This is a genomic window from Methylomagnum ishizawai (assembly GCF_019670005.1).
Lineage (GTDB): Bacteria > Pseudomonadota > Gammaproteobacteria > Methylococcales > Methylococcaceae > Methylomagnum > Methylomagnum ishizawai.
Window position 1 is genome coordinate 1447103 of record NZ_AP019783.1, and the last position, 16280, is coordinate 1463382.

Annotated in this window: 12 protein-coding genes and 1 pseudogene; 10 read left to right on the top strand and 3 right to left on the bottom strand. The window is 60.2% G+C overall.

Features of this window, described 5'->3' with window-relative positions; genetic code table 11:
• Positions 1–5: 5 nt before the first annotated feature.
• The 7 genes and pseudogenes from rfbA (at position 6) to K5658_RS23480 (ending at position 7936) form a co-directional block, all read left to right on the top strand.
• On the top strand, positions 6–896 hold the full coding sequence (gene rfbA, locus K5658_RS06655) for a glucose-1-phosphate thymidylyltransferase RfbA (protein ID WP_221066174.1): 891 nt from the start codon (positions 6–8) through the stop codon (positions 894–896).
• A complete protein-coding gene (rfbC, locus tag K5658_RS06660; RefSeq protein WP_221066175.1) occupies positions 893–1450 on the top strand; it encodes a dTDP-4-dehydrorhamnose 3,5-epimerase in 558 nt (185 codons plus the stop codon). The genes rfbA and rfbC overlap by 4 nt, the downstream gene beginning before the upstream one ends.
• The gene (gene rfbD, locus K5658_RS06665) at positions 1447–2349 is read left to right on the top strand and encodes a dTDP-4-dehydrorhamnose reductase (RefSeq protein ID WP_221066176.1); all 903 of its coding nucleotides are present in this window, start codon (positions 1447–1449) and stop codon (positions 2347–2349) included. Before rfbC ends, rfbD begins: the two co-directional genes overlap by 4 nt.
• A 162-nt stretch (positions 2350–2511) precedes the next feature.
• Positions 2512–2751, top strand: coding sequence for a FitA-like ribbon-helix-helix domain-containing protein (locus tag K5658_RS06670; protein WP_221066177.1), 240 nt, complete (start codon positions 2512–2514; stop codon positions 2749–2751).
• Entirely contained in the window at positions 2748–3167 is a 420-nt protein-coding gene (locus K5658_RS06675; RefSeq protein ID WP_221066178.1) for a type II toxin-antitoxin system VapC family toxin, read from the top strand. Before K5658_RS06670 ends, K5658_RS06675 begins: the two co-directional genes overlap by 4 nt.
• Before the next feature lie 131 nt (positions 3168–3298).
• Positions 3299–5587: pseudogene (gene dnaE / locus K5658_RS06680) on the top strand (DNA polymerase III subunit alpha); the annotation flags it as partial.
• 1245 nt (positions 5588–6832) lie between these two features.
• A complete protein-coding gene (locus K5658_RS23480) occupies positions 6833–7936 on the top strand; it encodes a helix-hairpin-helix domain-containing protein (RefSeq protein ID WP_246628630.1) in 1104 nt (367 codons plus the stop codon).
• 33 nt (positions 7937–7969) lie between these two features.
• Here K5658_RS23480 and K5658_RS06690 read toward each other — a convergent pair whose 3' ends face one another.
• Together K5658_RS06690 and K5658_RS06695 are read right to left on the bottom strand one after the other, a co-directional pair.
• Positions 7970–10186, bottom strand: coding sequence for an FG-GAP repeat domain-containing protein (locus K5658_RS06690; protein ID WP_221066179.1), 2217 nt, complete (start codon positions 10184–10186; stop codon positions 7970–7972).
• Between the two features lie 238 nt (positions 10187–10424).
• On the bottom strand, positions 10425–10628 hold the full coding sequence (locus tag K5658_RS06695; RefSeq protein ID WP_221066180.1) for a hypothetical protein: 204 nt from the start codon (positions 10626–10628) through the stop codon (positions 10425–10427).
• A gap of 335 nt (positions 10629–10963) precedes the next feature.
• Here K5658_RS06695 and K5658_RS06700 point away from each other — a divergent pair, with 335 nt between their 5' ends.
• From K5658_RS06700 to K5658_RS06710, 3 genes are read left to right on the top strand one after another with little or no spacing between them, the layout of a single operon-like run.
• A complete protein-coding gene (locus K5658_RS06700) occupies positions 10964–13195 on the top strand; it encodes a DUF3604 domain-containing protein (RefSeq protein ID WP_221066181.1) in 2232 nt (743 codons plus the stop codon).
• Positions 13159–14151, top strand: coding sequence for a peptidylprolyl isomerase (locus K5658_RS06705; protein ID WP_221066182.1), 993 nt, complete (start codon positions 13159–13161; stop codon positions 14149–14151). The genes K5658_RS06700 and K5658_RS06705 overlap by 37 nt, the downstream gene beginning before the upstream one ends.
• Entirely contained in the window at positions 14094–15113 is a 1020-nt protein-coding gene (locus K5658_RS06710) for a HupE/UreJ family protein (RefSeq protein WP_221066183.1), read from the top strand. Before K5658_RS06705 ends, K5658_RS06710 begins: the two co-directional genes overlap by 58 nt.
• Here K5658_RS06710 and amrS read toward each other — a convergent pair.
• On the bottom strand, positions 15110–16213 hold the full coding sequence (amrS, locus tag K5658_RS06715) for an AmmeMemoRadiSam system radical SAM enzyme (RefSeq protein ID WP_221066184.1): 1104 nt from the start codon (positions 16211–16213) through the stop codon (positions 15110–15112). The genes K5658_RS06710 and amrS overlap by 4 nt on opposite strands.
• Positions 16214–16280 lie beyond the last annotated feature (67 nt).

A 16280-nucleotide genomic window follows, 5' to 3' on the forward strand; every position in this document is an offset into this window, starting at 1 on the left:
TCCCGATGAGCAAACCGATTAAAGGTATTATCCTGGCCGGGGGTTCCGGCACCCGGCTGCATCCCTTGACCCATGTGGTCAGCAAGCAATTGCTGCCGGTCTACGACAAACCGATGATCTATTACCCCCTGTCCGTGCTGATGCTGGCCGAGATCAGGGATATCCTCATCATCACCACCCCGCACGACGCGCCGATGTTCCGCCACCTCTTGGGCGACGGCCAGCAATGGGGTATCAATCTCCAATACGCCGAGCAGCCGCGCCCCGAAGGTCTGGCCCAGGCGTTCATCATCGGCAAGGACTTCGTCGGCAACGACCGTTCCAGCCTGATCCTGGGCGATAACATCTTCTACGGCCACGGCCTGCAACAGGTGCTGCGCAACGCCGCCGAGCGCGAGACCGGGGCCACGGTGTTCGGCTACTGGGTGAAAGACCCCGAGCGCTACGGCGTGGCCGAATTCGACCCCGAAGGCCGGGTCATCAACTTGGTGGAAAAACCCAAACATCCCAAATCCAATTACGCCGTCACCGGGCTGTATTTCTACGACAACCAAGTCGTGGACATGGCCGCCGAGCTGAAGCCTTCCCATCGCGGCGAATTGGAAATCACCGATATCAACAAGATTTATCTGGAGAAGAACCAGATCAATGTCGAGAAGCTCGGTCGTGGCACCGCTTGGCTCGATACCGGCACCCATGATTCCTTGCTGCAAGCCTCGAATTTCATCCAGACCATCGAGGAACGCCAGGGACTCAAGATTTGCTGCCCCGAGGAAATCGCCTGGAATCACGGCTGGATCGGCGTGGACGAACTGGAGCGCCAAGCCGGTTTGCTGAGCAAGAACAGCTATGGCGAATACCTGTTGAGACTGCTGCAAAGGGACATCACCCCATGATTATCGAAACCACCCCGCTGCCGGGCGTGCTGTTGGTCAAGCCGGACGTGTTCGGCGATGCCCGCGGCTTCTTCCTGGAAACCTGGAACCGCCAACGCTATGCCGAGGCGGGTTTGGACAAGGACTTCGTGCAGGACAATGTGTCCCAATCGCGCCAGGGCATTTTGCGCGGGCTGCATTTCCAGAACCCGAGGCCCCAAGGGAAATTGGTGCAGGCGCTCAAAGGCGTCGTGTTCGATGTGGCGGTGGATATCCGGGTGGGTTCCCCGACCTTCGGCCAGTGGTATGGCGTCACCCTGTCGGAGGAAAACCACTGGCAGCTGTACGTGCCGGAGAATTTCGCCCACGGCTTCTGCGTGCTGAGCGAAACCGCCTTGTTCGCCTACAAATGCACCGATTCCTATAACCCCTCCGCCGAGTTCTCCCTGCGCTGGGACGATCCCGATGTCGGCATCCAATGGCCCATCGACAACCCGCAACTCTCGGCCAAGGACCAAGCCGGGAAGCTCCTCAAGGAATTCCCCCAAGAAGCCTTGCCGGTGTACCAGCCATGAAAATCCTGTTGATTGGACGGCAGGGCCAGGTCGCCTACGAACTGCGCCGCACCCTGGCCTGTTTGGGCGAGGTGGTGGCCCTGGACCGCCAGACTTCGATCCGGGCCGACTTGGCCGATTTGCAATCGCTGCGGGATGCGGTGAACCAAATCCAGCCCGAATTGATCGTCAACGCCGGGGCCTATACCGCCGTGGACAAGGCCGAACAGGACACCGAGCTGGCGTTCCGGGTCAACGGCGAAGCGCCGGGCGTGTTGGCCGAGGCGGCGCGGGCGGTGGATGCGGGCTTGATCCATTATTCCACCGACTATGTGTTCCCCGGCGATGCCGACACGGCCTATGTGGAAACCGACGCCATCGGTCCCTTGAGCGCCTATGGCAAGAGCAAGCTGGCGGGCGAGGAAGCTATCCGGCAGGTGGGCGTGCCGCATCTGATCTTGCGGACGGCCTGGGTCTACGGGCGGCGCGGCCAGAATTTCCTGCTGACCATGCTGCGTCTGATGCGGGAACGGGAGTCGCTGCGGGTGGTCGCCGACCAGCACGGCGCGCCGACCTGGAGCCGCATGATCGCCGAGGCCACGGCCTTGCTGGTCGCCCGCACCACCTACGAGGGCCGGTTCGAGCCCGCTGAGAGCGGCGGCACCTACCATCTCACTTGCGGTGGCCGCACCACATGGTATGGTTTCGCCGCCAAAATCCGCGAGATGGGCCTCGCCCAGGGCTTGCTCCCCGAGACCTGCGCCAAGCTGGAGGCCATCCCGACTTCCGGCTATCCCACCCCGGCGCACCGGCCCGCGTTCTCGGTGCTGTCCAACCAAAAGCTGCTGGACGAGTTCGAACTGGCCTTGCCGGATTGGGAGGATGGTTTGGCCTTGTGCCTGGAGGAAATGCGCGGCTGATCCTTCACTTGGACCGACGGGCGAACCTGTGGGGGCGAATTTATTCGCCCCTACGTCGTTTTTGGAGCCACGCCGTTGCTGAATCGACCTCCGCCCTTGGCTATTCTCGGGGAACGCGGGGTTTCCGGGAAGTACGCAATCACTTTGTCAGGAGGGTTGGCCATGGCCGTTGTGAGCATAAGCACACTGGACGAAGAAACTTATTCCCGGTTGAACGCACAGGCCGCGCGGCATGGGGTGACGCTGGAAGAAGAAGTCCGAACCATCCTCAAGGCGGCGGTTGCGGATACCGCGCCGTCGGGGTTGGGGGATGTCGCGCTCGGTCTGTTCGGTGCCGAACATGGCATCGATTTGGAGTTGCCCCAACGCGGGCCGCATCAACCCATGGGTTTCCCGGAATGATTCTGCTGGATACCAATATCATTTCCGAAACGATGCGGCCAATGCCTTCCCCCATAGTATTGGAATGGCTGAATCGGCAACCTGTGGATTCGCTGTTCGTGTCCGCCATCACGGTAGGCGAAATTGAATATGGTTTGCGGATTTTGCCCGCTGGCAAGCGCCGCGATGCGCTTATCGAACGGTATCGCGAATTCATGAGCCGGGGGTTTGATGGCCGTATTCTCGTATACGACGATTCGGCGGCTCATGGCTACGGTGAAATCATGGGCTATCGCAAGGAATTGGGCCGTCCGATGAGCATTCCCGATGGGCAGATCGCCGCTATCGCAAAATCCAAGGGATTGATCCTTGCCACCCGGAATACCGATGATTTTGTGGCCAGTGGTCTCCATTTGATTAATCCATTTGTTGCATAGTCAAGCAACCCGCCGTACGCAATAAAGTTGGGTGGGGAATCCAAGCCCCGGATTCCGCCTTGCCGCGCCCACCCACCCCGCCGATAATTTTTCGATCGCTCCACCGCCCGATTTCTCCATAACGAAACCCCATGGCCGACCAACTCCCCGAACCCCGCTTCATCCACCTCCGCCTCCACACCGAATACTCCCTGGTCGATGGTCTCGTCGATGTGAAACCCCTGGTCAAGCGCTGCGCCAAGCTGGGGATGCCGGCGGTGGCCGTGACCGACCAGATGAACCTGTTCGCCCTGGTCAAGTTCTACAAGGCCGCGCAGGGCGGGGGCTTGAAACCCATCGCCGGGGCCGACCTCCTGATCCACAACGAATCCGACCCGGCCACGCCCTACCTGATGCCCTTGTTCGTGCAGAACGAACAGGGCTACCGCACCCTCACCGAACTCATTTCCCGTGGCTACCGCGAGAACCAGCACCAAGGCGTGCCCCAGGTCATGGCCGCGTGGCTGGCGGACAAGAACACAGGGCTGATCGCCCTTTCCGGTGCCCGCCAAGGCCAGATTGGCCGGGCGCTGCTGTCGGGCAACCGCGACGAGGCCAAGCGTATCCTGGAACATTGGCAGGCCGTGTTCGGCGACCGCTTCTATCTGGAAGTGCAGCGCACGGGCCGACCCGGCGAGGAGGACTATATCGAGGGCACCCTCGCCCTCGCCATCGAATGCGATGCGCCCGTGGTCGCCACCAACGATGTGCGCTTCCTCGACGCCAGCGATTTCGAGGCCCACGAGGCGCGGGTCTGCATCAACCAGGGCCGGGTGTTGGACGATCCGCGCCGTCCCCGCGACTACACCGACCAGCAATATTTGAAAAGCCCGGAGGAAATGGCGGCGCTGTTCGCCGACCTGCCCGAGGCGTTGGAAAACACGGTGGAAATCGCCAAGCGCTGCAATATCCGCATGACGCTGGGCAAGAACTTCCTGCCGCAATTCCCGGTGCCGGAAGGCATGACCCCCGCCGAATTCTTCGCCGAGGAATCGCGCAAAGGTTTGAGGGAGCGCCTCGCCGTGCGCCCGCCCACCGGCAAGGGCACCTTGGCGCAGCGCACCCAAGCCTATGAGGAGCGGCTGGAACTCGAAATCGGCGTCATCAACCAGATGGATTTCCCCGGCTACTTCCTGATCGTGGCCGACTTCATCCAATGGGCCAAGCAAAACGGGATTCCGGTCGGGCCGGGACGCGGCTCGGGCGCGGGTTCCTTGGTGGCGTATTCGCTCAAGATCACCGACCTCGACCCCATCGAATTCGAGTTGCTGTTCGAGCGCTTCCTCAATCCCGAGCGCGTGTCCATGCCCGACTTCGACGTGGATTTCTGCATGGACCGGCGCGACGAGGTGATCGCCTATGTCGCCGAGAAATATGGCCGCGACCGGGTATCGCAGATCATCACCTATGGTTCCATGGCGGCCAAGGCGGTGGTGCGCGACGTGGGCCGGGTGTTGGGCCATCCCTACGGCTTCGTGGACCGCATCGCCAAGCTGATCCCGTTCGAGCTGGGGATGACCCTGGAAAAAGCCTTGCAGGACAGCGAGGACTTGAAAAAGCTCTACGACGCCGACGAGGAGGTCAAGGCGCTGATCGATCTGGCGAAGTCGCTGGAAGGCTTGACCCGCAACGCCGGCAAGCATGCCGGGGGCGTGGTGATCGCGCCTTCGCAGTTGATCGACTTCAGCCCGCTCTATTGCGAACAGGGCGGCGACAACCTCGTGACCCAGTTCGACAAGGACGACGTGGAAGCGGTCGGCTTGGTCAAGTTCGACTTCCTGGGGCTGCGTACCCTGACCATCATCGATTGGGCGCTGGAAACCATCAACCAGCAGCGGGCCGCGCAAAAACTGCCGCCGGTCGATATCGCCCAAATCCCGCTCGACGACCCCGACACCTACAAGCTCCTGAAAAGCTGCCAGACCACGGCGGTATTCCAACTCGAATCCCGCGGCATGAAGGATTTGATCCGGCGCTTGCTGCCCGATAATTTCGATGACATCGTGGCCTTGGTGGCCTTGTTCCGGCCCGGTCCTTTGCAATCGGGCATGGTGGACGATTATATCAACGTCAAGCACGGCAAGCAGAAGGCCGAGTATCCCCATCCCATCTTGGAACCCATTTTGCAGCCGACCAACGGGGTTATCCTGTACCAGGAACAGGTGATGCGGATTGCCCAGGATATGTCGGGGTATACGCTGGGCGGGGCGGATTTGCTACGCCGTGCAATGGGTAAGAAAAAGCCAGAAGAAATGGCGAAACAGCGCGATATTTTTGTGGAAGGCGCTGAAAAGAATGGTGTAGATAAGGATGTCGCCAATTTTATATTTGATTTGGTGGACAAATTTTCGGGGTATGGTTTTAACAAAACGGTATCTTCGGATACTAAAATATTTACCACGGCAGGAATAAAGAGAATAGAAGACTGCCAACCAGGGGACGAAGTCATCGCGCCGAATCCCGATGGCAGCTTCAGCCGGACCCAGGTTTTAGCTAGGCACGACCATGGTTTTGTTCCACTTTGGGAGGTGGTTTTCGATGACGGCACCCGCGAATGTTGTACCCTCGACCATAAATGGCTTACCCGACACGGACAGCTCCCGCTCTGGGCCATCCTCCAAATGGGTGAGCAAGTGTGGGGAAACCCAGCCTACAAAGCGGGCTATCCACGCCCATCAGAAACATTGTCCACAATGTTTGAGCATGATCCATACCGGGCCGACCGCCGGCAAGGACAGGACGATGTATTGCGGAATCATCGTGCGGACTTGGGCCAAATTCAGAGAGCATTTCCAGAGTTGTCCGAGATGCCAGGAATTGCGCCGGGAAATCCGGGTGAATACCTGCAAGAATCTAAAGCATACCGAAGCGATGCGGAAAAAATATTCGGAGAATGCCAAGAAAACCGCGTCGCGCCCGGAGATACAAGAAGAACGGGCATCCCGGCTCAAACAATGGCGGGAGGATCATCCCGAACAGTTCGATGCAATCCGGGCCAAGGCCCACGCCTCGCCCAAGCTTTCCAAAATGGAGAATTGGCTGGCACCGCGGTTGATGCCCCATGGGTTTATCAGGAATACCCGCTTGGATTGTGGCGGGATACTCAAGCAGGTGGATTTTATAAATCACACCTTAAAAATCGCCATCGAGGTCGATGGCCCGTGGCACTTCCTGCCGGTTCGCTCGCAGAAATCGCTTATGACAGTGCAACGCCGGGACCGAATTTTGGACAGGGAAATATTGACGCGCTCTTGGCGCTTAATCCGGCTCTCGATGGAACGTTTCAAATCCAACTCTGGCGAGCTTATCTCTCCCAGCCTCGACCACTTATTAGCGGTCGTCGCCGCTGGCGATTGGACGGGAATACGGTGCTACGGCAGCCTGTACGAGTCACTTTCCTGGGATGGGATCAAGGTTACGATCTTGAGGTAGCCCACCCGGAACATCATTTCCTGCTGGCCTCCGGCTTGTGCTGCTCGAACTCCCATTCCGCCGCATATGCTTTAGTTTCCTACCAAACCGCCTGGCTCAAAGCCCATTATCCCGCCGCCTTCATGGCCGCGGTCCTGTCCTCCGATATGGACAAGACCGACAAGGTCGTCGTCTTCATCGAGGAATGCCGCCAAATGCGGCTGACCCTGTTGCCGCCCGATATCAACCGCTCCGAATTCCGCTTCACCGTGCTGCCCGGCGGCGCGATCCAATACGGGCTCGGGGCCATCAAGGGCGTGGGCGAGAACGCCATCGGCGATATCCTGGAAGAGCGCCGCCGCCACGGTCCTTATCAAGACCTCTACGACTTCTGCCAGCGCATCGATCTCAGGAAGGCCAACCGCCGGGTGCTGGAAGCCTTGATCCGGGGCGGGGCGCTGGATTCGTTCGATCCGAACCGCGCCCGCCATCTGGCCGAATTGCCCGACGCCCTCAAGGCCGCCGAGCAACACGGGGCCATGGCCGATTCCGGCCAGGACGATTTGTTCGGGCTCCTGGGCGGCGGCGTGGCCGAGGCGGCGGCGAAGCCGGCCCGGCCCGTGGTCCAGGTCGAACCTTGGGGCGAGGCCGAGCGGCTCGAACACGAAAAGAACACCCTGGGCCTTTACCTCACCGGCCATCCCATCGGCCCCTACGAGGCGGATATCGTCCAGTTCGTCACCGACCGCCTGGGGCCTTTGGCCGAGAAGCACGACAGGAGTCCCGGCACCCCCAGTTGGCAACGCCAGGAAAACAAGGTCGTGGTGGCCGGGCTGGTGGTGGAACTCCGCACCAAGCAGAACAAATCCGGCAAGCGCATGGGCTTCGCCACCCTGGACGACCGCACCGGGCGGCTGGAGGTCGCGGTGTTCTCGGAGGCGTTCGAGAAATACCGCAATTATCTGGAGAAGGACAGCTTGTTGGTGGCGGTGGGCAACCTGGGGTTCGACGATTTCGCCGGGCAATTGCGGCTGAGCGCCGAGCGGCTGTTGACTATCGAGGAAGCGCGGGCCGAGTTCGCCAAGCGTCTGACCATCGCCTGGCCGGGACCGGAAGCGGCGCTGGCGGTGGACGAGTTGCGCGAATTGCTCGCGCCCCACCGCGGCGGGGCCTGCCCGGTCCTGGTCGAATACCGCAGCCGCTCGGCGCAGGGCGTGATCCAACTGGGGCAGGCGTGGCGGGTGGTGCCGGGGGCGGCATTGCTGGCCCGGCTGGAAAAGCGGATCGGGGTGGAACGGGTGAAACTGCTTTATCGATGAGCGCCCCGTCCTTGGGGCGCGTCGGAGCGCGGTTCAGGGCCGGGACTGGTTGAGCAGCACCGACACCGTGTCGGCGAAGGGATTGGCCGTGATGGCCTCGGGCTTGCCGTCGCCGTCGAGGTCGCCCAGCGCCAGGTCGCCCGGCACATAGCCGGTCTTGAAATCCCGCTTGGGCTGGAAGCCGCCGTCGCCGTTGCCGGCCAGGACCGAGACGGTGCGGTCGCAGAAGTTGGCGGTGGCGAGGTCGGGTTTGCCGTCGGCATCGAGGTCGGCGACCTTGACCCCGGTCGGGCACCAGCCCGTGTGGTATTGCACCGGGGGCTGGAAATTGCCGGTGCCGTCGCCGAGCATGACCAGGACGAAGCTGGTGGTGGGGGCGAGGCTTTCCGAATAATCCATGGCGATATCGGGCTTGCCATCGCCGTTCAGGTCGGCCACCGCGACCGAGGTGCAAGCGCCGCAATAGGGGTAGAACTCCTTGATCTTACCGAAGGCTCCGCTGCCCAGGCCGGTCATCATCCAACCGGGACCGACGATATCGGGTTTGCCATCGAGATTCAGGTCGGCCACGGTGATCCTGCCGTCGTTGCCGGGCGCGGCGATATCCGGCAACGCTTGGAAGCTGCCATCGCCCTGGCCCAGTAGCAGCGCCAAGCTGTAGTAACCGTTGACGGCGAGGTCGATCTTGCCGTCGCCATTGAGGTCCGCCGCCGCGAGGGACAAAGCGCTGCGCAAGGCTTCGCCGCCCGGCGCGTAGTCCTTGCGGGGTTTGAAATTCCCATTGCCCTTGCCCAACAGCACGGACACGCTGCCGTTCCCCCCTTGGTTGGCGGTGGCGAGGTCGGTCTTGCCGTCGCCGTTGAAATCCCCCGCCGCGATCCCGACCGGGGTGGGGCCGGTGGCGGAATCCATTTTCCCCCGCAGCTTGCCATCGCCCTTGCCGAGCAGTACCGAGATGCTGTCGCTGCCCAGGTTGGCGGTGACCACGTCCAGGTGGCCGTCGCCATCGATGTCGGCCAGGAGTTCGCTGCTCACGCCAAAGTTATTGGCGCTGGGTCCGCTGCTGACGGGGTAGACGCCCTTGGCGAGCTGGGGCTTGAAACCGCCGTCGCCCCGGCCGACCAGGATCGACAGGTTGTCGTAGATCCAGTTGGGGGTGGCGAGGTCGGTTTTGCCGTCGCCGTCCAGGTCGGCGGCCAGTATCGAATAATGGCCGTTGTAGTCGTTGTTGTAGCCGTCGTCCACGTTGTAGCGGGTCGGCTGGCTTTGGAAGTGGCCGTCTTGGTTGAGCAGGACCGCCAGGGTGTTGCCATTGCCCGCGACGGCGAGGTCCGGGCGGCCATCGCCGTTGAGGTCGTCGGCGGCCAAAACGTCGCCGCGCAGCGGATAGCCCGTCTTGGCCTGGAAGCCGCCATCCCCCTTGCCCGGCAGGATCGACAGCCCGTTGTCGGTATTGCCGACCGTGGCGAGGTCGATGTTGCCATCGCCGTCGAAATCCGCCGCCGCGACCGACCAGGGGAGCGCGGCCGGGTAGTGTTTCACCGCTTGGAAGCGGCTATCGCCCCGGCCCAGCAGCACCGAAACCCGGTCCTGGCTCCAGTCGGCCAGGGCCAAATCCACGGAGCCGTCCTTGTTCAAGTCGGCGGCGACCACCGAACCGACCTGCCCGCCTTGGAAGAGGCTGCGCTTGAACTTGAAGCTGCCGTCGCCCTGGCCCAGCAAAATCGCCACGCTCGCGCCGGTCGTGGGGTTGGTGGGCAGGGCGAGGTCCGGGCGGCCATCGCCGTTGAGGTCGGCGACCGCCAGGGCGAAGGCGCGTTCGCCGCCGGCCTGGGTTTTCGCGGGCAGGAAGCTGCCGTCGCCCTGGCCGAGCAGGACCGAGACGGTGTTGTCGTCGTAGTTGACGCTGATCAAATCCTGGATTTTGTCGCCGTTGCAATCGACCGCCCGCAACCCGGTCGGGCCTTTGCCGGTGGCGTAATCCCGTTTGGCCTTGAAGCCGCCGCCGGGTTTGCCCAGTAGCACCGAGACGCTATGGCCGTATTGGTTGGTGGTGGCGAGGTCCAGGGTGCCGTCGCCGTTGAGGTCGGCGGCGACGGAGCCGTAGGGACCCAGACCCGTGGGGTTCGGGAAGGCGATCCCGGTGAAGCGCGGTTCGGCCTGGGCCGGGGCGGCGAGGGCGAGGCACAAGCCGAGCAGGGAGGCGGACCGGGACAGCGGGACGCCGGGCAGTCGGGAGGTTGGGGACATTGTGGACTCCTGGGGTGGAGGGTGGGGCGGGAGGCTTTTCCAGCGCCGGGGGGGCCGGGGCGGACATGGCTGGGAAGTGTATCAGCCGGGGACGGGTGGCCCTAATTTCGAGGGACAGCATCGACCGGCCTTGGGACGGGTCCGGGCCGGTATCGTGCGGCGGCGAATCCACCCACCTCCTTGCGCCGCGTGCGGGCCGCGCTGGGCTGTCCCCAAGCGGGGTTCGGAACCGGCTGCACTAGCCCCGTCCCCACAGCCCGCGCCAGATCCGCCGCAGCCGACCCCGGCCTTGCGGCGATGGGGATTCCAGGGCGGCGATTTGTTGCCGGACCCAGGCCAAATCTTGCCGCCATTCGGCGTAATCCGGGGCTTTGGCGACCAGGGGTTCGATGAGGGCGAGGGCGGCGTGATGCTCGGCCAGGGCTGCGGCGGGCTTTTGCATCTTTTGCGGCACCGAACCCAGCCTGCTGCGGCTTACGAAAAAGTCGCGCTGCCATCCCGCGTGGGGCGTTATGGCAAGCTTCGGCGCGTTGCCAACCGAGGGTCCCGCCGGATTCCGGCCCCTATCCTATCCCGCCGATACCCCCCTGGGGCCGAGCCGCGCCGCCATGTACAACCCTGGCCCGGATGATATATCGCTTGCCTCTGATAAGTTTACGTTGTACGGTAATCGCCGATGCTTAGGTATAAACGCCCAGGAAATAACCGGGCCGGGGGCCGCGGGTAAACAGGGAAAAGTAGGCCCGGCGGGAGGTTTTTAAACATAGAGGCACGACCATGAAAAAAACGTATATCTTGTTGACGGGGTTGCTGATCGCCGACTACGCCATGGCGAAACCCAAGCCGCCATTCGAAGTGACCGAGCCCGAAGCCACCCGCCCACGGTGCGCCAATTACGATGTCAACCGGAAACCCTATTTCGGCGAAACCCATTTGCATACCGGATTATCCTTCGATGCCAGCACCCGTTTCGTCAATACCCGGCCCAACCAAGCCTATGATTTCGCCAAGGCCAAAGGGTCCTTGACCTTGCCCGATGCCAACGGCGCCCAAACCGTGAACGTGGTCATCGACCGGGCTTTGGATTGGGGGGCGGTCACCGATCATTCCGAGTTTTTCGGCGAAATGGGCGTCTGCAAGGACTATATCAATAGCAAACCCGAGGCCAGATATTCGCTCGAATGCCAGTTGCTCAACGGCGATAACTGGACCTACGCGGCGATACCCAACAACGATACCCAGTATGAGTTTTCCGGCTTGGGTTTCCAGATGCTGGTATCCCAAGGCTTGGGACCGGCTTCCTTCAACAAGCATTTGCCGGTTTGTACCAGCAGCGCCGATAACCGGGAACAATGCGATGCCGCCGAGGCGGCGGTGTGGGGGGAAATACGCCAAGCCGCCGAAGATGCCTATGACCGCACGCCCAATTGCACCTTTACTTCCTTCAATGCCTACGAAGTGACCTCGACCCCTTCGGGTACCACTTGGCATCGCAATGTGATTTTCCGCAATGATAGGGTGGTCGCGAAACCCATCACCGCCATCGATATGGCGGTCGAACCCAACCCCGATGTGCAAAAAGCGCCCGCCATTTTCTGGACGTTCGATAGTAATGGTAATTCCGTACCTCCCAAACCGGAAAACCTTTGGAATGGTTTGGATTGGTCTTGCCTGCAAGGCCACGATACCACGCCCGGTACGGCGACCCGTTGCGATGTATTGACCATCCCCCACAACACCAATATCGGGGGTGGCGTGAAAGCCCCGAATGGATCGTTCCTGATTCCGCCCTCGTTTTATCCGCCGGGTAATGCGGCGCTGGCCGAGCAACGCGCGAATTGGGAACCCTTGGTGGAAATATTCCAGGTCAAGGGCAGCAGCGAATGCCGCTTCGATCCCCGCGCCCAAGCGGGTGTGCTGACGACCGATGAGTTTTGTAATTTTGAATTATTGGATGGGCTGGGGGCGCCCAGCGCCGGCGTGAACGGGAATACCGCGCCATCGCCCAGCGATTTCAGCCCCAATGCCTTCGTGCGCAATGTCTGGAAGGATGGCTTGAGCCTCGCCGATAATTATAAGGATGCCGCCCATCCCAAAGGCATCAATCCGTTCAAAATGGGGGTGGTTTCCGGTTCGGACGCCCATACCGGCGTATTGGGTTGGCACCCAGAAAATAGGACTTGGCCGGGACACGCGGGTTATGACGATGCCATTCCGACCCGCTCCGGTTCGGCGACGGAAAATAATACCGGCGGCTATACCGTCGCCTGGGCAGAGGAAAACTCCCGCGATGCTATTTTTGCCGCCATGAAAAGAAAGGAAACCTATGGCACCAGTGGCACGCGGCCCATCGTGCGGTTTTTCGCGGGCTGGGATGCCAATATGCCTAGCGACCTGTGCGCGAAGAATTTCGTGCCATACGCCTATCAAAATGGCGTGCCCATGGGCGGGGAATTGGACGCTTTGCCGAAACCCACCAACGCCAAGAAGCCCAGGTTTATCGTCGCGGCCTGGAAGGACGATATGATTAATACCCCTTTGCAGCAAATCCAGATCATCAAGGGTTGGGTGGATCCCGCCACCCAGCAAACCTACGAGGAAGTCGTCCATGTCGCGGGCGACGACGCGGCCGCAGGCGATGCCCCCGGTGGGGTCGATACCCAATGCCATAAGCTCGCGACCGGGTATGATCAACTCTGCAAGGTCTGGACGGATAAGAATTTCAACCCCAAGCAACGCGCATTTTATTATGCGCGGGTTTTGGAAACCCCGGTTTGCCGCTGGAGTACGGATATGTGCCAAGCCAATTATGGTTTGAACCCGTTGAAACCGGCCCAATGTAAAAACACCTTGAATCAACTACGCGCATCCGATAACCCGGAAGATCGGCAGAAAGCAGTCAATGGCGCGGCTTGCTGTAATAACGAAACCAGCAAATTCAATATTGTGCAGCCGGTTATTCAGGAACGAGCATGGACTTCCCCGATATGGTACGAACCCGCGCAATAATCGTGGAGGCGCTGCGTAAACCCGCCCTGCACTTTTTAATACTAGGTACATTCCTTTATGGCGGGGAGGCTTATTATAAAACACGGGCTTATCCAAGCCCTGGATCGCCGAAACAAGTCGTTATTCCCCATTATGAGATAGAAAAAGCGCGACAAGAGTTTTTCGCGGTCAATAACCGCCTGCCTGATGCGCGGGAACAAGAGGCGATGAATAGCGCCTTGGTGGATAACGAGGTGCTTTATCAATATGCCTTGTATCTGGGGTTGAATAGCCAGCCTGTCGTACAAAGACGGCTGGCCCAGATCGCGGCGTTTGTCGAGGAAAACCCGGACGAGGCCAAGTCCATGGAGACCTTGGCCTCGCAGGCGCAGCGGATCGGCTTGCAGGAAGGGGATTTGGTGGTCCGCAGGATGATGATCGACGGTGCCCGCCGTCTCATCCGCGCCGGGATTTTGGCACGGTTGCCGGATGATGAGTTATTACAGGCGTATTTGAAGGAGAATCCAGGCCAGTTCCAGCGGCCTGGAAAAACCCGCTTGATTCAACTCACTTTCAACGCTTTCGTGCATGGTAAGGATGCCGAGGCCAAAGCCAACGAGGTTTTGTCGAAGATTAGGAAAAACGCTTTGTCGCCCGAGCAGGCGGTGCGACTGGGCGATGATTTTTGGATCGATTCTTCCATACCCTTGGCCACGGACCAGGAATTGATGCGGGATTTCGACCAAGGTTTTGTCATGGCTATCAAGGCCATCCCGCTGAATCTCTGGTCCGGCCCGGTGAAATCGCGTTATGGGCAACATTTGGTTTTGATCCAAGAGCGTACCAGCCCTTATGTTCCCGCTTTGGACGAGATACGCAAGGAAGTCAAACAACGCTTATTGCAAAAATTGGCGGATGAATGGTTGGCTTTGCGATTACAGCAATTGAAGCAGGAATTCCAGGTGAGGGTGCAATGATGCGTTTATTATTATGGCTCGCCTTGCTGAATCTGTTCAGCATTCCTGGATACGCCCATCAATTCGCCCCGGCCCTATTGGAATTGCAAGAATCGAATGGCGACCAGGTGGGGGTACGCTGGAAAGAGCCGCTCATCCGGGTATTGGGTAGCCAATTGCAGCCGGTATTGCCCGTGGATTGCGAAGCGCTGGATACGCCTGCGGTCAGCGAGGAAAATACCGGGCGGGTATCGAAATGGACCCTGTATTGCCCCGGCGGCTTGGTCGGCAAAAAACTGGAGGTGGCGAATATCGCCAGCAGCGGTGCCAATGTATTATTAAGGGTCAGATTTTTGGATGGCCATGTTTTGCGCCAAATATTAAGTCCGGCGGAGCCGGGCATCACTATTCCAGATATTGAGGATCGATGGGCGGTATTCTGGAATTATGCCAAGCTAGGCATCGAGCATATTATGACCGGAACCGACCATTTGCTGTTTGTATTGGGTTTGACCCTATTGGTGCCCGGCAAACGGTTATTGGCAACGGTCACGGCGTTCACCGTGGGGCATAGCATTACCTTGGCTTTGGCGGCGCTGGGTTGGATCCATGTATCGACCACGGCGATAGAAGCCGGGATCGCCTTGAGTATTTATATGCTGGCGGTGGAACTTGCCGGTCGCGATAGGCGCGGCTTCTTATGCCGCTATCCTTGGGGAATGGCCGGGGTGTTCGGGTTATTGCATGGGCTTGGATTCGCCGGGGCCTTGTCGCAGGTGGGTTTGCCGGATGGGGAAATCCCATTGGCCTTGTTCGCGTTCAATATCGGCATAGAATGTGGGCAAGTGGCGTTTATCACCGTGGTATTGCTATTATGGGGCGGCTTGAGGAGGATGCCCTATCGCTGGCCAGAATATATACGGCTAATCCCGGCCTATTCAATCGGCTCGCTTTCGGTATTTTGGTTCTTTCAGCGTATCTAAGCTGTCGCCCGCCGATTCAAGCCCACCGGCACCCGCTTCGCCCCCCATTCCCCCGGCTTGGCCTCGAATACCCCCGCGCAGGCCGTGCCGCAGCGCTTGCATTTCCCTTCCGCCGTCAAGTTCCAATCCGAAAGCCGGTACCAATCGCGCCCGATCAATATATCCCCGCACTGGTGGCAATAGGTGCTAGCCCCGGCTTTGTGGTGCACATTGCCGACATAGACATACCTCAGTCCATTCTTCAATGCGATGTCCCGCGCCCGGATCAAGGTTTCCGGCGGGGTTGGGGGAATTTCCCGCATCTTCCAGTCGGGATGGAAGGCCGAGAAATGCAAGGGCACGGCCGGCCCCAGCTTATCCGCTATCCAGGCGCTCAGGTTTTCCAATTCCTGGTCGGAATCGTTCTCGCCTGAAATCAGCAAGGTGGTGATTTCCAACCACGCCGGGGTTTCATGATGGATATATTCCAGGGTTTCCAGCACCGGGGCCAGATGCCCGCCGCAAATCCTGTGGTAAAAGCGGTCGGTGAAGGCTTTCAAATCGATATTGGCCGCGTCCATATGCCTGTAGAACTCGGCCCGCGGTTCGGCGCACATATACCCCGCCGAAACCGCCACCGATTTTATCCCCAGTTTCCGGCATTCTTCGGCCACGTCGATGGCGTATTCATGGAAAATCACCGGGTCGTTATAGGTATAGGCCACGCTGCGGCAACCCAATTGCCGGGCGGCTTCGGCGATCAAGGCCGGGCTGGCGTGGTCGAGCAGCGCGTCCTGTTCGCGGGATTTGCTGATATCCCAGTTCTGGCAGAATTTACAAGCCAGATTGCAGCCCGCCGTGCCGAAGGAAAACACCGGCGTGCCCGGCAAAAAATGGTTGAGGGGTTTTTTCTCGATGGGGTCGATACAGAATCCGCTGGACCGGCCATAGGAGAGCAGGGCGATTTTCCCGTCCAGGTTGCCGCGCACAAAACACAGGCCGCGTTGGCCTGGGTGCGGCTTGCAAAACCTGGGGCATAACGTGCATTCGACGCGGCCATCTTCCAAAGGCCGCCAGTAACGGGTGGGGAATCCCGGGGATGAATCGAAATCCAGGTCCATGGCACACCTATTGATATGGGTTTGCGAACAGGTTTGTAATAGGGGCGTCCACCGAGTCCGGTGCCAC